The following is a 17292-nucleotide window of genomic DNA, read 5'->3' on the forward strand; positions in this document are numbered from 1 at the left end:
TCGTTTACCACTGAATGATCGATGGGATAATGACGACAGCTTCACCTGCTCCTTCCCCTGCTGCTGACCTGCCAGCGCGTATCCTCATCGTTGAAGATGATCCTGGAATGCGCACCCTTATCCAGCGCGCCCTTCAGGGCGATGGCTTCAGGGTGCGTAGCGTCGCATCGGGGGACGAGATGTGGGACGCTCTGGCGGTAGGGCCCGTCGACCTCTTCGTCATGGACGTGATGTTGCCCAAGACCAGTGGTGTAGAACTCTGTCGCGCCATTCGTAACGGTCAGGGCACAAATCACCCCGGCGAAGCACCCCTGGCACAAACTCCTATCATCATGGTCTCCGCCCGTGGGGAAGAACGTGACCGCGTCTTGGGTCTCGAAATCGGCGCAGATGACTATGTCGCCAAGCCCTTCGGCCAGCGCGAGCTCTTGGCGCGTGTCCGCGCTGTGCTGCGTCGCGGTCAGGGTGTGGCGCCGACCGAGGTGACACGCAAGGAAACGATTCTTTTCGCCGGATGGAAACTTGACCTGCGTCGTCGTGAACTGACGGATCCTTCGGGTGCCGTGGTCGACATCTCTGGCGCCGAGCACGATCTGCTTACCAGCTTTCTCGACAATCCGCAGCGCGTCATTGCCCGCGACCGTCTGCTGGAGCTTTCACGTACGCGCCTTGGCGACGTTTCAGACCGGAGCATTGACGTGCTCGTCAGCCGTTTGCGCCGCAAGCTTGGTGCCGATGCCGATTCACTGATCCGCACAGTGCGCGGTCTGGGTTATATCTTCGTAGCAGAAGTCGAGCGCGTCTGAGGCTTCATGCCGTTCACTCTTGGAGGGGGAAATACGCCCCGCATCATCCGTTTGTGGCCCGTCGGTCTTGTCGGACGGGTCAGCGTGGTTCTGCTCGCAGCTGTCATCCTCGTCTTTGTGGCGAGCGCCTTTTTCTACGAAGAGGCCGAAACCTACATTGATGATGACAGCCGCATAACCCAGCTTGCGGAAGAGCTGAGCACTGATCTGCGTGTACTGCGCACGACGCCGATCAGTCAGCGCGGTCTGCTCGGTGCCCTTCTCTCGGATAACGGTATCAATGTAAGCTGGCGTTCGGCCAACCAGCCAATCGACCTCGACCAGCCGCACAGATTGCGCCAGGTCGAGGAAAGCCTGATTGCCAATGATCGTGATCTTGGCAAAGCCGATGTTCGTGTCTGGGCAGATCGGGCTGACTCGTCGAGTATACACGGCAGCCTTCAACTGGCAGATGGAAGCCGGCTGGCTTTCAATGTGCCAGGCATCCTCAAGCACAGGCACATGACGGGCGGGCTGGCATCGGCGGCTATCACGGCAAGTGCTGTCGCTGTGGCTGCAGCCATGATTGTACGAGCGCTCAGCACACCTTTGCGTGCTCTTGCTCAGGTTGCTGACAGCATTGCCAAGTCTGATGACATGCAGTGGGCGATGGTGGATGAGCGCGGTCCGCGAGAGGTTCGTGGCCTTGCGCAGGCAATCAACAAGATGCAACACCGCATAAGGCGGCTTATCGCTGATCGTACAGAGATACTGGCTGCAGTTTCGCATGATCTGCGTACCCCTCTCGCGCGTTTGCGTCTGCGCGCTGGCTTCATGGATGATGAAGAAACGCAGCTTGCGATTGAAGCCGATATTGACGAGATGGAGGCCATGGTGACGGGCGTTCTGGCCTATCTGGCCGGCGATCTTGATCCCGAGCCGATCAAGCAGGTCGATCTCGTCGCTATCCTGAACACGCTTCTCGACTCTCAGAGTGATCGAGGACGTGAGACTAGCTATACCGGCCCCGATCGTTGTCAGGCCTTTGTCCGCCCGCTTGCTATCAAGCGTGTTTTCGCCAATCTGATCGACAATGCCTGCAATTATGGCGGTGACGCGCATGTCACGCTTGAGACGAATGGCCGGGACGCTGTTATTTCCGTTGTTGATGACGGGCCCGGTATTCCGGAGGCGGAGCTGGAGAACGTCCTGTCGGCATTTTACCGTGTTGAAGGGTCACGCTCGCGCGCAACGGGAGGCATGGGGCTGGGTCTGGCCATCGTCACGCGTGAGGTCGGTCGGGCAAAAGGCAAGGTCGATCTGCACAATGTGCCGGGCCGCGGTCTGTGTGTGCAGATCATGCTACCTCTTGGTGTCTCTCAGGCCTGATTTGAGGGATAAAGGACTTGCGGAGTCGCGATTGATGGCACATGTCACAGCGATAACTGTGATCCGAGAGTTGTGATGTTTATCGAAACCGAAGACACCCCGAACCCCGCTACCCTGAAGTTTCTCCCTGGGCGCGCTGTGACTGGCCATCGTGGCACCGCTGATTTTGCTGATGTCAGTGCGGCGACGGGTCGTTCGCCTCTTGCGACAGCTCTCTTCAACGTCGAGGGGGTCTGCGGGGTCTTTCTCGGCGGTGACTTCGTCTCTGTGACCAAGACGGATGAGTTCAGCTGGAATACCCTGAAGCCCTTGCTTCTGGCTGCCATGACCAGCCACTTCGAATCCGGTCAGCCTAGCCTCGAATCGACGACTGAGGCGCAGGAAGAGGCCATTGCGCCCGAGGATGAGGCCGTGGTGGCTCAGATCCGTGAGCTGCTTGATACGCGCGTCCGGCCTGCCGTTGCAGGAGATGGGGGTGATATCGTATTCAGAGGCTATCGTGACGGTGTTGTACGTCTGACGATGCAGGGTGCCTGCGCAGGCTGCCCTTCGTCGCGTGCTACACTGAAACATGGTGTGGAAAACATGCTGCGTCATTACGTCCCGGAAGTGGTGGCAGTAGAGCAGGTCGAGGATTGAAGCCGTGAGTGAGAGTCATCCAGCGTCCCCTGGTCTGGTGTCACTGGATGATTCGATCCCTGATGAGTCTCTTGCGGTGGGCAGTACGAAACGGGATCATCACGAATCGACGTCGCCGAATACGGCGGAGGCCCCTGCGTCTCTCGATGCAAAGTCTCTGGATCAGCTGTTTCGCGAGGCCCGCACACCTCAAAGCTGGTCAACTCGTCCTGTAGAGCGCGAAACGCTGGTCGCTCTTTACGATCTGGTCAGACTGGGCCCGACATCAGGTAATTGCTGCCCGGCACGTTTCGTATTCCTCACTTCTGACGACATGAAGGCGCGCTTGCGGCCATCTCTCTCTGCAGGGAATATCGAGCGGTGCCTTACCGCCCCCGTGATCATACTTGTCTGTCATGACCCGTTGTTCTTCGAGCACTTGCCTCGGCTGAGCCGAGAGGAGAATTTGCGCAACTGGTTCGCGGCAGATGTGGGATTGTCTGAAGAGACGGCGTTTCGCAACGGGTCGCTTCAGGGAGGATACATGATCCTTGCAGCGCGCGCCCTTGGTCTGGATATCGCGCCATTCTCCGGCTTTGACAGCTTCACAGTCGAAGATGATTTTCTCTCGGACACCGGGTGGCGCATCAATTTCATCGCCGGGCTTGGCTATGCTGAGGCTCCACCATCATCTGATCGTGCCATGCGCCTTGCTTTTGATGAAACCTGCCTGGTCCTTTGATGGTTCTCGAAGCTGAGAGGCGTTCCCTTGTCCTCAATGGCGCTACATTGGGCGCTTCGAGCGCGGGGGATCTGGCCATATTCGAGGGGCGACGCTGTGTTGCCCATGCAGTGATTGAGGGGTTGGGGGCCACAGCCTCTCTCGCGGCCCATTGCCGGGATTTCTTCAGAATACCCGGCTGGAGCGCGGGGCCTCATGTGATCATTGCTGTTGTGGGCCCAGGCTCCTTTACCGGTTTGCGTGCAAGCCTCTCTTTGGCTAATGGTCTCTCCCTCGGTTTCGGGGCGAGGCTTCGCGGGGTAACAACAGGCGACTGTTTCAGGTCCAGACCCGAACTGTCGAACGCCATCTGTCTGACCAATGCGCGTCGTGATCGCCTGTTTGCGGAATGGACCGACGGCAGTTTCTGGGCTGGAGCGCCTGAAGCATTTTCTTTCCCGGATGCAGGGACTCTGGTCGGAAATGGCGTATCGATGCTTACAACCGAGCAGCAGCAGAGGGTCAAAAACGACCCACGGGCACTCGACATCCAGATGATTCTGGATGCGGGATGGCTTGCACCCGATGCCGCAATGCTTGAGCCCCTTTATATTGACGCCCCTGAGGCAAAGTTGCCGGCCCGTGGTCTGCGCCCCGCACCAATTACATGACACATGCAGCGTCGCTGATTGCCCTGCACAGTGTTCATGCAGAAATCTGCGCACGTCTGCATGCGGCGGTTTTCTCAGAAGCCGAGCGATGGGCGGCGGCAGCGTTCCAGGGGTTGCTGGCATCGCCAGGTACGCCCGGCTGGATAATCGAGGATTGCGGCGACCCTTGCGGCTTGTTGCTGGTTCGGCACTGTCTGGATGAAGCCGAAGTCCTGACGATTGCAGTGGCCCCTGCCTGTCGTCGTCGCGGTTTTGCCCGGATGATGCTTGAACAGGCAATCGAAAGCCTTGCCAGACAAGGTGTAGAGAGTCTCTTCCTGGAAGTGTCAGTCGGGAACAGGGCGGCAATTGCCCTTTACAAGGCGCAGGGATTCACCGAGTGCGGGTTTCGACGCGCCTACTACCCGGACGGAAGCGATGCACTTGTCATGCGTCACGATTTACATAGCTCTATGCGGTAATCACCCTCTTCCGGCTTCTCCGCAACCGACCACTCTGCCTGCTGTCCAAGGGTCTGCAGGAGGGTAAGGACGTTTTGACGTGTCTCTTCCCCCTTGAGAAAAATCCGGAGAGTCTCCCCTCGCATGGCCCTGTCTAGCGCCAGACGGACATACACCGTGGTCATGGGACATATCTTGTCAGTGATATCGATAATCTTGCCCGGCATTGTATTGTTTTCCTATTGTTTCGATAATATATTTTCTTGGACTATATGATTTTTGCAGTGTATTCGTATATGAAAGACGTATTCATTGAGGGAAATTTATATGTCGAGCGAGCCAGACAATTTAATTTTGCAAAAACTAACAACACAGATCATCTCTGCCTATGTGGCTCACAACGAAGTTTCAGGTCAAGACCTGCCCAATCTCATTCGGACAATTCATCAGACCTTGTCCAATGTAGCCAATACCAAGCCGGAAGTTGTGAAGCCAACGCCTGCCGTGCCGCCAAAGAAATCAGTATTTCCTGACTATATCATCTGTCTTGAAGATGGCAAAAAGCTCAAACTGCTCCGCCGTCACCTTCAGACCGTGTATGACATGACACCTCAGCAATACCGTGAGCGCTGGGATCTGCCCCCGGAATATCCGATGGTCGCACCGAATTACGCGAGCCACCGTTCGAATCTTGCCCGCAAGATCGGTCTCGGCCACCGCCGATGATAAAGGCGCCCTTTGTCCGATACTTAACGTTGGCAAAGGGCTGGATTTTCGGCTACGCCATATTCCATGGTATCTGAAGCGAAAGCTGACGCAAAGCGAAGCGGGCGGGCTCAGGAAGAGTCACGCATCGGGCAATTATGTATCGACCGGGGCCTCAAGATGACAGGGCAGCGCCGTGTCATCGCGCGTGTCCTGTCCGAGGCCGAAGATCATCCGGATGTGGAGGAACTGTATCGACGGGCCTCGCAACTCGATGCACGTATCTCCATTGCGACAGTCTACCGCACCGTTCGGTTGCTTGAGGAAAAGGGTATCCTTGAGCGTCGTGATTTTGGTGGAGGTCGTGCACGATACGAGGCGAGTGAGCCCGGCCACCAGCACCACTACCATTTGATCGATGTTGATTCCGGTCATGTCGTCGAATTTGAGGATGAGGAACATGCGGCCCTGATGGAAGCTCTCGCCCAACGTCTTGGTTTCGATCTGGTCTCGCATCGTCTCGAACTCTTCGGTCGCCGTATGCCCCAGAAGACGAGCGGCTCAACAGGTCAGGATTGATGAGCGCCAAACCTTCCCACGCCGAAATTCTGCGTCTTCTGGTAACAGATGGCGAAAATACCGCTGCAGCCGGTCAGTCGCTTTCAAGCCTCGACCTGTCGCGTGAGTCTTTTCCAGAACTTCGAGGGGGGCAACTCGGTGTTCGTATCGCTACCACCGATGCCGAGCGCGAGGCCGCACAGGCGCTGCGCTATCGCGTGTTCTTCGAGGAGATGGGCGCGCATGCGGACGAACGCACAGCCCGTCTGAAGCGCGATATCGATGATTTTGACGAGGTTGCGGACCACCTTCTGGTGATCGATCATGCAGTCTCCTCCGGCGCAGAAGGCGTGGTGGGAACCTACCGCTTGCTGACCAGCGACAAGGCCGCGCAACTTGGGCGTTTCTATACGTCCAGTGAATACGATATCTCGACACTTACCGAGTTTCCCGGTCGTCTGCTCGAGGTTGGCCGTTCCTGTGTCGATCAGCGCTATCGCGGTCGCTCGGCAATGCAACTCTTATGGCGCGGCATTGCCTCCTATATTTTCCTGCATCGCATCGATGTCCTTTTTGGCTGTGCCAGCTTGCCGGGAACCAATCCCGATCTCATGGCTGATGAATTGACCTATCTGTATCACAACCATCTCGCACCGCCGGCGCTTCGCATCCGTGCCCTGCCTGACCGGTATGTGGACATGCAACGCAGCGACCCGCATCTGCTCGACCATCGCAAGTGTCTCTCGAAGCTGCCGCCACTTATCAAGGGATACTTGCGTCTTGGTGGCTTCATCGGTGATGGCGCCGTTGTGGACGAACAATTCAATACAACAGATGTGGCTGTTCTCGTTAAAAGCGAGCTGTTGGCGGACAAATACTACCGCCATTATGAGCGCAGGCTAAGAGACGCTCTCGAATAAACTCAGGAGTACAATGTGACTTTCCGGCTCTGGAACTCATCCGCCCCCTCGAGCCGGCTTCCATTTTCCACCGGGAAAATGATTCTGGCTGATCTCATCGTCGGTGCGTTTGCCTCACTCGCGCTTCCGCCTTTGTATTGCCTGCCTGCTCTTGCTCTGGGTCTGCTCTATCTCTACCGCTGCACTCAGGATGCCCACAGTGCGCGCCAACTCGCGTTGCATGCCTTTTTCTTCGGGCTCGGCTATCATACGGCGGCGCTGTCATGGCTCACCAATGCCATACTGACCCGGGCGCATGAATTCTGGTGGGCCGTACCTATTGCGGCGCCAGGTTGCGCGCTGATTCTCGCACCATTCATCATGGTGCCTGTCCTGCTGTCTCGTTTCATGCCTGAAGGCGCGTCACGCATGGTCATGCTGTCTGCACTATGGACGCTGGCCGACATGGCGCGCGTGTTCATCTTCACGGGTTTTCCCTGGAACCCGACTGGCAGCGTGTTCGAGATTCCGGGGCTTGTCGGTGATGTGCTCGTTCAGCCTGCTTCCATTATAGGCGTGGACGGACTGACCCTGATTGCCGTCCTGTGTGGCCTGCTGGTCTGGCACGGGCGCAGGGCCCGTCTTTGTCTTGTCGGTACGCTTTGCCTGTGGATGGTATGGGGAACCTGGCACCTGACACATCCGCGGTTTCTGCCGGTGACTAATCCGGTTGTAGCGCTTCTTCAGGGTAATGTTAACGAGCGCGATATTCTCTCGCGAGATGGCGCCATCGGGGCCTTCAGACTCTATCTGCGTCTGACTAACGAGGCGGTGGCAAGGGCGAGAAGTCTCAACCAAGATCGGAGCGTGGTTTACCTCTGGCCTGAGTCCGGGTTTCCCGGATTGCTTGATGAGGACGAGGCAGCAAGGCGCGTGATTGCCCAGGCTGCTGACGGGGCGTGGGGGATGATCGGATCGGATCGACGAGATGAGGCCAATCGTTTTTACAACAGCATCTTCGCGCTCGATGAAAGCGGGCAGATCAGGGCAGTTTACGACAAGTCCACGCTGGTGCCGTTCGGCGAATATCAACCCCGCTTTATACCCTTCAACCTGCTGCCGGATCAGTTGACGCCTGGTAAGGGACTTGCCACCTGGTCATTGCCGGCGCTGGGTGCGGTAGGACCCCTGGTCTGTTACGAGATTATATTTTCCGGACATGTGATAGGCGCTAAACGCCCCAACTGGCTGGCCAATATTACCAATGACGCCTGGTTCGGAAACAGTGCCGGCCCGCGCCAGCACCTCGCGACGGTCAGGATTCGTGCGGTGGAGGAGGGACTCCCCATCGTACAGGCCGCCAATATGGGTATCACAGCAGCGTTTGATGGTGCAGGGCATGAAATTGCCCGTCTGCCTTGGGGTAAGGCTGATAGTCTGGTTGTCGCCTTACCCTCGCCGCATCTGCCGACTACTTTCTCGCGCTATGGGAAAGCTGTACCATTAGGCTTATGTGCCCTCGCCATCATGGCCGCTATTTTTTTTGGGTATCGCCGCAAATAGCTAATAAAAAGTTAATCGGCACCAATGGGTGCTTTTGATTAACCCCCAATATGAGTCCTTTCTTCATGAGTAATACCGCGAAAAGCGCTTCGGCGGCTGGTCCGATTGATGCATTGGTTGGCGCACGGATCAGGTTGCGGCGGACACTGCTTGGCATGTCCCAGGAAAAACTCGGTGCGGCACTGGGGCTGACATTCCAGCAAGTGCAGAAATATGAGCGCGGCGCCAACAAGGTTGGTGCAAGTCGTCTCTATGAGATGGCGCGCGTTCTTGATGTGCCAATCGGCTTTTTTTTCGACGATCTGACAGGGGGAGGGAGTGCGCAGCTGACCCGTGGCCACGGGGTGCCCACGTTTTCCAACGGCTTTTCGGAAGCCCCTGCGAGCTTCAGCGAGGCGCCTCCTGAGGGTAGACCTGCTAGCGGTACTCCCTTGCACAAGGCTATGAGCGGCTTGCATCTTGATGCAATGTCTGTCGAGTTATTACAGGCTTTCCAGAATATCGCCGACGCCAAGGTTAGGCTTCAACTGGTCAAACTTGTAAAAAGCCTGGCCTCACCAGCTTGATGAAGAAAATAGGGCTTTTTGTTCCGTGTCAGCCTATTCTCGCCGCAGAACCCTGTCAGTCACGAATGAGGCGAGTTTACCCGCAGTAAAATCCTGTTTCAGTCTGACCTCATCATACTCATTTTCGACCCAGTGCATGAACGGGACACGCCCTTCTGCCTCGGCCTGATAACGTAAAACAAACGCATCAAGAATGCCTGTGCGGGCGCGGTTGAAATGACCGAACCGCCAGTGCAGCTGCCGCAGTGCCTGCGCCGCTGTGCCGCCTTCAAACAGGACGACCAATGCCGAGGCCAGACCTGCGCGGTCGGCTCCTGACTTGCAGTGCATGAGCATGGGACGATCAATCTGCTCATACAACCCTGCAAAGCGCAGGATCCTGTCTCGGTGCGGTGCGCCACGGCTTTCAAAAGCCATATCGATATGATTGAGGCCCAGCGTCTGTGCGGCCTGTCGCGACAGAGCATCGGAGCCGCAGCGCCGATGCCCGCGCAGATTGACCAGTGTGCGCAGGCCCAGACGCTTTTTAAGTCGGGCCAGCCGTGCGGGTGTGGGGTGATTGCAGCGATAGACCTTGCCCGGCACGACGGTGGCGAGATTGGTCCAGGGTAGACGGAAAATGGCATGATCGACGAAAAGACTGTCGATCCACGCCTTGCGTCGGCCTGCGGCAATTGCCAGCGATCCATCAAACACGAAAAACTCTCCCCCGATTTGCTGTGCGATGCCTGCCGCACCCGGCATCATCCGTCAATTGCCGCCAGTGAATGAGGTTGATACAAGATTCGTCATGCGCTCAGCCTCGCTCCTCCTCTGTCTGATGGTTCTTGCCGGCTGTGCGGATAATACATTCGGCCCCCCGAAGCCGGATCTGGCCGTCAATGGTCCACCTGGGCATCCGCCCGGTCAGCCGCCCCATCGCGATCGCATGGCCCGCGCCTATGCTTCGCTGCCGGTTGCCATACCGGGCATGGATGGGGCGTCGGGTCCGCCGGTTCTGCCAGGCCTTGCCACCGAGACCGTGACGACCAGTGAGGTCAAACCGCAATATGCCGTGCCCGATGCCGAAGTCTCCTACGGCAAGAGAGGGAATCCATGAGCGAATTCGTCACCGGGCATTATGGCCCTCGCGCCAATGATTATGTCAGCAGCCAGACCCATGCGGTCGGGGAGGATCTGGAGCGTCTTGTCGCCCTTCTGCGTGAAGAGACCCCCAATGTGGCACTCGATCTCGGCTGTGGCGGCGGTCATGTGAGCTATGCCATGGCGCCGTTCTGCGGGCAGGTCGTGGCTTATGACCCGACATTGAGCATGGCTCTTGCCGTCCGGAACGAGGCAGAGCGCCGGGGGCTGACCCGGATCCACCCTGTCGGAGGTTTTGCGGAATCCCTGCCCTTTGCAGATGGCATTTTCGATGTGGTGGCCAGCCGCTTCAGCGCCCATCACTGGTGCGATCTGCAGGCAGGGCTCAATGAGGCGCGTCGCGTACTGAGACGGGGCGGTCTGGGGATCTTTATCGACACGGTCGCCCCGGAGGCCCCTATGGTCGATTCCGTGCTACAGGCGATTGAGACCCTGCGCGATCCCTCGCACATGCGCAATTATCGCGTCTCGGAGTGGAGGCGCGGTCTTGAGAGCGCCGGATTTACGCTGGAGGACTATCAGCCTTTGCGCCTGAAGCTCGACTTCGCCTCATGGGTTGCGCGAACCCGGACGCCCGCCTTGCATCAGCAGGCCATCCTGTCGCTTCAGAGGGCGACGGATGCCGGAACCCGACAGCATTTTGCTGTCGAGGCTGACGGAAGCTTCATGCTCGATACGGCGCTTTTCACGGTACGTTAAGGCGCAGTGCCGGTCATGGCTTGTCAGTCGGCCAGGGGGCGGGCTTCTTCCGGCAGCATCACCGGAATGCCGTCGCGCACAGGGTAAGCAAGGCGGGCCCCCTTGCTGACAAGCTCCTGTGCCTCGCGGTCATAGATAAGCGCTTCCTTCGTCACCGGGCAGACAAGCATGGAAAGAAGGCGGGGATCGAGATCCTGAGCCATAGGTGAATCCTTCTGATGGATGGGAGAGGGGGTTGAATGGCCTCGACCCTGCCTTCGTCATTCCTCTTTTAAAGGGGAAGAAGGCAGGATGGCAGCCGCGAGGCGTGGCTCAGGAAAAGAGCAGGGCTGACAGCTTGCGTCGCGCGGGCAAGGTTGCCGGATCGGTATTACCCCAGGCTTCGAAGAAGCGCAGCAATTCGGCGCGCGCTCCGCCGTCATTCCACTCGCGGTCCTGTTTGATGATGGCAAGCAGCGTGTCTGCTGCCTCTGATTTATGACCCGCACCATTCAGGGCTCCAGCCAGACGAAAGCGCAGAGCGAGATCGTCGGGAGAAGCCGCACACTCTGCCCGGAGCCCGTCGAGCGCCGAGGCTGCCTGATGGCTCTCCTTGTGCAGGGCCAGGGCAGCGCGTGCGCCTGTCACGGCCGGGTGCTCCGCCAGCTTGGGTGGTACCTGACTCAGGGCTTCGTCCGCACCCTCATCATCACCCAGTACCGTCAGCGCCCGGATCATGCCGCCCCAGCCCTCGGGGTTTTCCGGCTCGATTTCGAGCAGCGAGGCAAACAGCCCGGCGGCTTCCTCTGCCTGACCTTCCTGCAGGGCAGCCGAGGCCGCGGCAAGGATATCCGCGCTTGGCAGCGTGGCGCCGGTTGCCTTGACGATCTGCTCGATAAAGCGGCGCACTTCGCTCTCGGGCTGGGCACCCTGCATGATGTCGACAATCTGGCCCTTATAAAAGGCGGCCACGAGCGGGATCGACTGGATAGGCAGACCAACCTGCGCAAGCTGGGCCGCAAGCGCGGCATTGGCTTCAATATCGACCTTGACCAGCTTGACCCGACCGCCGGCCGCCGTCACGGCTCGCTCGAGCACGGGGGTCAGTTGCTTGCAGGGTCCGCACCAGGGCGCCCAGAAATCCACAAGTACGGGAAGCTGCCGGCTGGCTTCGAGCACCTCAGGCATGAAGCTGTGCTGATCGGCATCGACGATGAGTGCACCTTGTGTGCCAGGAGCGCCGGGAGACGGGGTCAGACCTGCGTCGTTTCCGGGCTGGGGGCGATTCTGCCCAATGATATAGTCCATGGAATCTCTCTGTCCCGATGATGCACGGCTTTTCGCTGGCATCACCTGTTGATCATCATGGCTACAAGATTGTTCTGAAGCGTGCAGGACGCAAGCCCGAGCCTGGGCGCAAGGCGTCGGGAGGGGCGCTTAGGAAAGAAAAGCAGAAAAAAAGCATATTTTTTGAAAAACCCTCTTGCGTGCCACGGCCTCTGGCAGTAATTACCCGTCCAACGGAACGCGGGCGTAGCTCAGGGGTAGAGCACAACCTTGCCAAGGTTGGGGTCGTGGGTTCGAATCCCATCGCCCGCTCCAGATAAACCAATGATTTATCTGGAGCGGCGCTTCCGAATTTTCATACAAAAAATCAGTACTCTCCGAATGGCTGGAATTACTTTCCTGACATATTCGTGAACTTGTGCGTTGAAACGCTTTACATACCAATGAAGCTGACTCTCTGATCAGATAAATTTCGTCTCGGACAGGTTGCGTCACCCGCGGAAGGTTTTTAACCATCTCAGGGTAACAAAAAAATAACGCGGCAAGATTTTGAGATATTTTCCTACGATCAAGAGCTACTCAAGGTCAGTTCCTGCTATTCTCGGGTTGATCTTGGCCTTTTCAACGGCCAGCAGGCTGACTGGTGAGGTCTGGGCTTCTGATGCTGAGCCCCAGCCAAAGCGCGAGCAATGGTATACCGGGTCGCTCATCTCGCCATCTGGACCGCAGTTCAAGGCAGGGGTTCTCGGTATCGAGCCCTACCTGACGTATAACCAGCCTGTTGACTATCTTGGTTCCAATGGTCGTTCTCTGCCGTCCGGGCCGGGACAGAGAACGATCAGTAATTCCACGATGGTCAAATATGGTCTGACCGACAATATCAGCATCCAGCTCTTCCCGGCGATCAGTTATGGCTGGAAACGTGGTGATGGTACGACGAGTAGCCTGAAATTTGGCGATATGCCGGTCGATTTCCTCTGGCGTTTTCTGGACCCTGATCCCAAACGGTATATTCCTTCACTGAGCCTGTTTGTGGGCATGCTCATGCCGACAGGTGATTACTCAAATCTGGGCCGCAGTATGGATGGTGTGGGTAACGGCGCCTATGTTTTTCGTACGGCTCTGGTCGAGCAATCCACATATGATTTGCCGCATGATCATACGCTGCGCCTGCGTATGTGGGCGACATTTCGTCGTGCAGTCACTTCGGCCCGCCTGGACAACATTACGAGCTATGGCACAACCAAAGGCTTTGTCGGGAGAGGGCGTCCCGGCATGAGTGGTCAGACGGGCTTTTCGCTCGAATACGGCTTCAATCAGCGCTGGGTGCTTGCGGTGGATATGGTGCGTGACTGGGCAAATGGTGCGCGCGTCTGGGGATCGGATGCGATGGGTCGGCGCGTTGATCGAATCAACGGGTCCTCGGGGGACTGGATGGTTGCCCCAGCGCTCGAATTCAGCTGGTCACCTCGTTTTGGCGTTATAGCGGGGGCATCGGCGTTCTTTGCAGGACATAATACCAATATGAATGTAGCACCGCAGATTGCAGTCAATATGATGTTCTGATTGCGAAATGGCCTCAGGCCGCATCTGGGCTTGCCGTTCCGGACGCTGACAGGACTTGCCTTGGCGGCGAGACCACGCCACAGCTTGGCGCTGATCTTGCTTCAAGGAACTGCTTCATGGCGACAGACGGTCCGTCTCGCACTCTTCATCGCCAGCTCGGTCCGTTCAGTCTGTTGATGATGGGGATCGGCAGTGTCGTTGGAGCCGGCATCTATGTTCTGCCCGGTGTCGCCGCTGCGCAATATGCCGGACCAGCCGTTTCCCTTTCCTTCGTACTGGCAGCGATCAGCTGCGGCTTCATCGGTCTTTGCTATGCCGAGCTTGCCTCGGCGCTTCCGCGCTCGATGGGCGGCGCTTACGGGTATGCGCGCGCTGTGCTGGGGGTGGGGCCTGCATGGTGGGTCGCGTGGATGCTGGTGCTGGAATATGCGCTTGCCGGATCGGCAGTCTCTGTCGGCCTCACGGGCTATCTTGCCAAATTCCTGTCGGGCTGTGGCATCACACTTCCCGCCTCTCTCAGCGGGTCGACCGTCATCTGGCAGGGTGGCGGCTTCCATCTTGTGGCGCAGATCAATGCGGTAGCGTTCTTTCTGGTGCTTGTTCTTGGCCTGGTGCTGTCACGCGGCATCCGTCAGGCAAGCAGGGCCAATGCCGCCTTTGTGCTTCTGAAGCTTGCTGTGCTCGTGGTTTTTGTCGGGGTGGGGTGTTCGCAGGTGAAACCGGCTCTCTGGCACCCGTTCCTGCCGCCTTCCGAAGGTGGGTTCCACTTCGGTATTGCCGGATTGATGCGCGCGGTTGCCGTCGTATCGTTCGCTTATCTGGGTTTCGATTCGATTTCGATTGCGGCGTCTGAGGCCCGCCATCCAGGGCGGGACGTGCCGTTCGGGCTTATTGGTGCTCTGGCGATCAGTGCGGTGCTTTACGTCATGGTCTCTCTGGTGATGACTGGGCTTGTGCCGTTTCGTCAGCTTGGCACCGCCAGCCCTGTTGCGCTCGCCGTGCAGGCACTGGCCATGCCAGCTCTGGCGCTCGTGCTGCAATTCGGTTCCGTCATTGGCCTGGGTTCGGTGCTTTTTGTCAGTCTTTATGGGCAGTCCCGTCTTTGCCACATCCTCTCCCATGATCGCCTCATCAGCCCGCGCCTCAGTCTGGTCGATGCAAAAACAGGTGCACCCGTGCTTGCCATTGCGCTGACCACCGGCCTGACCGCGCTCACGGCCGCGCTGCTTCCCATCACCTTGCTGGCCGATCTCGTGAGTATCGGCACGATGATCGGTTTTCTGGTAATCGCCTTTGCCGTCATGAAGCTTCGTGGTGATGAAAGCCTGCCCCAGGCGCGGTTTCGTGTACCCTTGGGCGGTGTGCGTCTTGGTGGGCTCTGGATCGGGATTGTGCCGGTGCTGGCCATAGTGGCCTGCCTGATCAATCTGGCGACCGTACTGACCGACCTGACCGCGCAAACCCTGCGTGGCGAGTGGATCCCGCTTGGGTTTCTCACGTTGTATTGCGTCGCGGGCTGGTTGCTTGGGCGCAGGCAAACCAGGCCTGACCATGTATCGCACTGATCAAGCGCAAAATGCAGGGAGGGGAGATGGTGCCGACACTCGGAATTGAACCGAGGACCTACTGATTACGAAACACGTCAGGTATCATACCTTAAACGTGCCAAGATGTGCTAAACCCCGCCAAATCAATGACTTAAGTCGGACCCCATGCGGGACTCTCATGCCGCGAGGTGCCAGAAGGTGCCTATATTACCTTTTTGAATGACTCCGGATTGACTCCGGAAAATTCCGTCAGTGGGTGAAGGGCCGTTTACTCCGGAGAAAAAGGGTCAAAAATCCGGGAGGCTATGTTTTTGCGGTGTGGGAGGTGTGGAAGGTGTGGGGAATATAAATGTATTTAACACAAACACACATATACACCTGTTTTCCTTACCTTTTTTCCTCTCCCTCTCTTCCCCACTGTCTGACACAATTCCCACACCTCTGATTTTCCAAGGTGTGGGAGGTGTGGGGAGCCCCGGAACCGATCGCAATGAAGCTCACCAAGCCCGTTCTCGATGGCCTCACATGTCCGCCCGACAAGCGGGACGTGATGTATGCCGATGATGAGGTAAAGGGCCTTCGGGTCAGGGTGAACGCCACAGGATCCAAAACCTTCCTGTTCGAATACCGGTATGGCGGGAAGAGCCGCCGTCTTGGCCTCGGGACCTACGGACAGATCACGCTTGCGCAGGCAAGGCGTATGGCTCAGGAAGCGCGTGGGCGTGTCCTGGCGGGTGGTGACCCGGTGGGTGAGCGTAAGGTCAGGGCACAGGCCACCCTTGCGGCTGAGGTGCAGGAGGCGCGCGACGCCATCGCTGATGCCCTCACGCTCGACGTTCTGATTGGCCGTTGGCAGGACGGCGCGTTGCGTGACCGGAGCCAGAACTACAGGCGAGAGGCCCCGCACCGTCTGCGCTATGCGTTCGGGCCAAGCCTCGGCCTACCTGCTCGCCAGCTTACCGTGGGTGACGTTCAGGCCCGGCTTGATGACATTAGTGAAGCGCACCCTACTACAGCGCGGCGTGTCCATGCTTACGGGCGGGCCATGTTCGGCTGGGCAGTCAAGAGACGTTTGGTGGGCGATAACCCCTTTGCCGAAGTCGTGCTCGATAGCCGAGATACCAGCCGAGACCGTGTTCTGGACGATGCTGAGCTAGGCGCATTCTGGCGCGCTTCTGGGGCCATGGGCTATCCGTTTGGGCCGTATTTCCGGGTTTTGGCTCTGACATTGCAGAGGCTGCGTGAGGTTGCCGGGATGAGGTGGGATGAGATCACGTCAGACCTATCGACCTGGACCGTACCCGCTGGTCGAGCCAAGAACGGGAAGGCGCACATCGTTCATCTGTCGGAGGCGGCACGGCGCGAACTGGCGGGCTTGCCACGACGTGAGCTTGCTGACGGCACTCTGTCGCCTCTGGTCTTCACGACAACCGGCCACAGCCCAATTTCCGGCTTCTCAGATGCCACCGAACGCTTGGGCCGTTTGATGGCTGCAGACATAGCTGAGCAGGCTCCTCAAGAGCAAATTATAGCGGGAAAGAACGGGCCTGCCCCAGCCTTAAGCTGGACCCTGCATGACTTGCGTCGAACCGGCGTGACGACTATGGCGCGGCTGGGTATCCCGCCGCATGTTGCGGACCTGACCCTCAATCACGTTCCGGCGTCGCTTAAGGGTGTCGCCGCGATCTATCAGAGGCATCAATTCATGGATGAGCGGGCGCAGGCGTTGAATGTCTGGGCATCCCACCTCGAAAGGGCAGCCATCGCTTCCGGGCTGGTCGAGGTTCATGGAAACGTGGTGCCATTCCGGCGCTGAAGGGGGCCGTCACCCAAAAGCATGATCGAACGTGCTAAAAATGTCGTTTTGTGCTAATAGACGGAGTGAGGTTATCGGCTTTCGTCCGTCTCTTGGCGTCAAGTTTTCCGATGCTCACAAGGCCCGCGTAGATCAGCAATAATCCTAGTATCAATCGTCCGAGCTTGGCCTTTTGCGCCAGTTTGGCGCAAGAGGTCTGACCGTTCCTAATTTCGCTTCTTGTTTCCATCTGCGCATCTTGCGAATCGCGAATCCAACAAGCATATTGCGTTCGAAGACACTTTCCGTGAGTCAAGCGTCATTTTCCGGATGATGCCTTTTGATTCATGGGGCCCCCTGC

Annotated in this window: 20 protein-coding genes and 1 tRNA gene; 17 read left to right on the forward strand and 4 right to left on the reverse strand. The window is 57.9% G+C overall.

Translation table 11 applies throughout. The features are described from left to right. Positions 1-29 precede the first annotated feature (29 nt). The 6 genes from ACWNRM_RS06175 (at position 30) to rimI (ending at position 4645) form a co-directional block, all read left to right on the forward strand. Positions 30-806: a response regulator gene (locus ACWNRM_RS06175; protein ID WP_485169926.1), complete on the forward strand. Its 777-nt coding sequence runs from the start codon at positions 30-32 to the stop codon at positions 804-806. A 6-nt stretch (positions 807-812) separates the two neighbouring features. After that, on the forward strand, positions 813-2174 hold the full coding sequence (locus ACWNRM_RS06180) for an ATP-binding protein (RefSeq protein ID WP_485169925.1): 1362 nt from the start codon (positions 813-815) through the stop codon (positions 2172-2174). Between the two features lie 75 nt (positions 2175-2249). Then, the gene (locus tag ACWNRM_RS06185; RefSeq protein WP_485169924.1) at positions 2250-2813 is read left to right on the forward strand and encodes a NifU family protein; all 564 of its coding nucleotides are present in this window, start codon (positions 2250-2252) and stop codon (positions 2811-2813) included. Between the two features lie 76 nt (positions 2814-2889). Then, on the forward strand, positions 2890-3534 hold the full coding sequence (locus ACWNRM_RS06190) for a malonic semialdehyde reductase (RefSeq protein ID WP_485170046.1): 645 nt from the start codon (positions 2890-2892) through the stop codon (positions 3532-3534). Beyond that, positions 3534-4184 (forward strand): tRNA threonylcarbamoyladenosine biosynthesis protein TsaB, encoded by a 651-nt coding sequence (locus ACWNRM_RS06195; protein ID WP_485169923.1) that lies wholly within the window; start codon positions 3534-3536, stop codon positions 4182-4184. The genes ACWNRM_RS06190 and ACWNRM_RS06195 overlap by 1 nt, the downstream gene beginning before the upstream one ends. Then, positions 4181-4645: a ribosomal protein S18-alanine N-acetyltransferase gene (gene rimI / locus ACWNRM_RS06200; protein WP_485169922.1), complete on the forward strand. Its 465-nt coding sequence runs from the start codon at positions 4181-4183 to the stop codon at positions 4643-4645. The genes ACWNRM_RS06195 and rimI overlap by 4 nt, the downstream gene beginning before the upstream one ends. On the opposite strand, the gene ACWNRM_RS06205 is transcribed toward rimI, so the two are convergent. Continuing rightward, positions 4618-4851 carry a sulfurtransferase TusA family protein gene (locus ACWNRM_RS06205; protein WP_485172174.1) on the reverse strand — a complete coding sequence of 78 codons (234 nt, stop codon included), beginning with the start codon at positions 4849-4851 and terminating at the stop codon, positions 4618-4620. The genes rimI and ACWNRM_RS06205 overlap by 28 nt on opposite strands. 100 nt (positions 4852-4951) lie before the next feature. Between ACWNRM_RS06205 and ACWNRM_RS06210 the strand changes: the two genes are divergently transcribed. From ACWNRM_RS06210 to ACWNRM_RS06230, 5 genes are all read left to right on the forward strand, one after another. After that, complete coding sequence (locus ACWNRM_RS06210; RefSeq protein WP_485169921.1) at positions 4952-5350, forward strand: Ros/MucR family transcriptional regulator; 399 nt, start codon at positions 4952-4954, stop codon at positions 5348-5350. Between the two features lie 66 nt (positions 5351-5416). Further along, positions 5417-5908: a Fur family transcriptional regulator gene (locus ACWNRM_RS06215; protein WP_485169920.1), complete on the forward strand. Its 492-nt coding sequence runs from the start codon at positions 5417-5419 to the stop codon at positions 5906-5908. Next, on the forward strand, positions 5908-6807 hold the full coding sequence (locus ACWNRM_RS06220) for a GNAT family N-acetyltransferase (RefSeq protein ID WP_485169919.1): 900 nt from the start codon (positions 5908-5910) through the stop codon (positions 6805-6807). Before ACWNRM_RS06215 ends, ACWNRM_RS06220 begins: the two co-directional genes overlap by 1 nt. Positions 6808-6885: 78 nt before the next feature. Next, positions 6886-8349 (forward strand): apolipoprotein N-acyltransferase, encoded by a 1464-nt coding sequence (gene lnt, locus ACWNRM_RS06225; RefSeq protein WP_485169918.1) that lies wholly within the window; start codon positions 6886-6888, stop codon positions 8347-8349. Between the two features lie 65 nt (positions 8350-8414). After that, on the forward strand, positions 8415-8915 hold the full coding sequence (locus ACWNRM_RS06230) for a helix-turn-helix domain-containing protein (protein ID WP_485169917.1): 501 nt from the start codon (positions 8415-8417) through the stop codon (positions 8913-8915). A gap of 33 nt (positions 8916-8948) precedes the next feature. Here the strand turns inward: ACWNRM_RS06230 and ACWNRM_RS06235 are convergent, their stop codons facing one another. After that, the gene (locus ACWNRM_RS06235; RefSeq protein WP_485169916.1) at positions 8949-9611 is read right to left on the reverse strand and encodes a tyrosine-protein phosphatase; all 663 of its coding nucleotides are present in this window, start codon (positions 9609-9611) and stop codon (positions 8949-8951) included. A 94-nt stretch (positions 9612-9705) separates the two neighbouring features. Between ACWNRM_RS06235 and ACWNRM_RS06240 the strand changes: the two genes are divergently transcribed. Beyond that, positions 9706-10014 (forward strand): hypothetical protein, encoded by a 309-nt coding sequence (locus ACWNRM_RS06240; protein ID WP_485172175.1) that lies wholly within the window; start codon positions 9706-9708, stop codon positions 10012-10014. Next, entirely contained in the window at positions 10011-10757 is a 747-nt protein-coding gene (locus ACWNRM_RS06245; protein WP_485169914.1) for a class I SAM-dependent methyltransferase, read from the forward strand. The genes ACWNRM_RS06240 and ACWNRM_RS06245 overlap by 4 nt, the downstream gene beginning before the upstream one ends. 23 nt (positions 10758-10780) lie before the next feature. Here the strand turns inward: ACWNRM_RS06245 and ACWNRM_RS06250 are convergent, their stop codons facing one another. Both ACWNRM_RS06250 and ACWNRM_RS06255 read right to left on the reverse strand, forming a co-directional pair. After that, positions 10781-10960, reverse strand: a complete 180-nt coding sequence (locus tag ACWNRM_RS06250; protein ID WP_023979770.1) for a Trm112 family protein — start codon at positions 10958-10960, stop codon at positions 10781-10783. A 109-nt stretch (positions 10961-11069) separates the two neighbouring features. Continuing rightward, positions 11070-12044 (reverse strand): tetratricopeptide repeat protein, encoded by a 975-nt coding sequence (locus ACWNRM_RS06255; protein WP_485169913.1) that lies wholly within the window; start codon positions 12042-12044, stop codon positions 11070-11072. A gap of 219 nt (positions 12045-12263) precedes the next feature. Between ACWNRM_RS06255 and ACWNRM_RS06260 the strand changes: the two genes are divergently transcribed. From ACWNRM_RS06260 to ACWNRM_RS06275, 4 genes are all read left to right on the forward strand, one after another. Continuing rightward, a tRNA-Gly gene (locus ACWNRM_RS06260) sits at positions 12264-12338 on the forward strand. Between the two features lie 291 nt (positions 12339-12629). Continuing rightward, positions 12630-13589 carry a hypothetical protein gene (locus ACWNRM_RS06265; protein ID WP_485169912.1) on the forward strand — a complete coding sequence of 320 codons (960 nt, stop codon included), beginning with the start codon at positions 12630-12632 and terminating at the stop codon, positions 13587-13589. A gap of 116 nt (positions 13590-13705) precedes the next feature. Further along, on the forward strand, positions 13706-15154 hold the full coding sequence (locus ACWNRM_RS06270) for an APC family permease (RefSeq protein ID WP_485169911.1): 1449 nt from the start codon (positions 13706-13708) through the stop codon (positions 15152-15154). A gap of 472 nt (positions 15155-15626) precedes the next feature. After that, complete coding sequence (locus tag ACWNRM_RS06275) at positions 15627-16952, forward strand: tyrosine-type recombinase/integrase (RefSeq protein WP_485169910.1); 1326 nt, start codon at positions 15627-15629, stop codon at positions 16950-16952. The last annotated feature ends 340 nt before the right edge of the window (positions 16953-17292 follow it).

It is taken from the genome of Asaia sp. A2 (assembly GCF_057319415.1).

Excerpts from the sequence above, each read along its gene's own strand:
- rimI (WP_485169922.1), top strand. The coding sequence starts at position 4,181 with ATGACACATGCAGCGTCGCTGATTGCCCTGCACAGTGTTCATGCAGAA.
- ACWNRM_RS06180 (WP_485169925.1), top strand. The coding sequence starts at position 813 with ATGCCGTTCACTCTTGGAGGGGGAAATACGCCCCGCATCATCCGTTTG.
- ACWNRM_RS06245 (WP_485169914.1), top strand. The coding sequence starts at position 10,011 with ATGAGCGAATTCGTCACCGGGCATTATGGCCCTCGCGCCAATGATTAT.
- ACWNRM_RS06215 (WP_485169920.1), top strand. The coding sequence starts at position 5,417 with ATGGTATCTGAAGCGAAAGCTGACGCAAAGCGAAGCGGGCGGGCTCAG.
- ACWNRM_RS06220 (WP_485169919.1), top strand. The coding sequence starts at position 5,908 with ATGAGCGCCAAACCTTCCCACGCCGAAATTCTGCGTCTTCTGGTAACA.
- lnt (WP_485169918.1), top strand. The coding sequence starts at position 6,886 with ATGATTCTGGCTGATCTCATCGTCGGTGCGTTTGCCTCACTCGCGCTT.
- ACWNRM_RS06240 (WP_485172175.1), top strand. The coding sequence starts at position 9,706 with ATGCGCTCAGCCTCGCTCCTCCTCTGTCTGATGGTTCTTGCCGGCTGT.
- ACWNRM_RS06250 (WP_023979770.1), bottom strand. The coding sequence starts at position 10,960 with ATGGCTCAGGATCTCGATCCCCGCCTTCTTTCCATGCTTGTCTGCCCG.
- ACWNRM_RS06275 (WP_485169910.1), top strand. The coding sequence starts at position 15,627 with ATGAAGCTCACCAAGCCCGTTCTCGATGGCCTCACATGTCCGCCCGAC.
- ACWNRM_RS06175 (WP_485169926.1), top strand. The coding sequence starts at position 30 with ATGACGACAGCTTCACCTGCTCCTTCCCCTGCTGCTGACCTGCCAGCG.
- ACWNRM_RS06230 (WP_485169917.1), top strand. The coding sequence starts at position 8,415 with ATGAGTAATACCGCGAAAAGCGCTTCGGCGGCTGGTCCGATTGATGCA.
- ACWNRM_RS06270 (WP_485169911.1), top strand. The coding sequence starts at position 13,706 with ATGGCGACAGACGGTCCGTCTCGCACTCTTCATCGCCAGCTCGGTCCG.
- ACWNRM_RS06205 (WP_485172174.1), bottom strand. The coding sequence starts at position 4,851 with ATGCCGGGCAAGATTATCGATATCACTGACAAGATATGTCCCATGACC.
- ACWNRM_RS06210 (WP_485169921.1), top strand. The coding sequence starts at position 4,952 with ATGTCGAGCGAGCCAGACAATTTAATTTTGCAAAAACTAACAACACAG.
- ACWNRM_RS06185 (WP_485169924.1), top strand. The coding sequence starts at position 2,250 with ATGTTTATCGAAACCGAAGACACCCCGAACCCCGCTACCCTGAAGTTT.
- ACWNRM_RS06195 (WP_485169923.1), top strand. The coding sequence starts at position 3,534 with ATGGTTCTCGAAGCTGAGAGGCGTTCCCTTGTCCTCAATGGCGCTACA.
- ACWNRM_RS06255 (WP_485169913.1), bottom strand. The coding sequence starts at position 12,044 with ATGGACTATATCATTGGGCAGAATCGCCCCCAGCCCGGAAACGACGCA.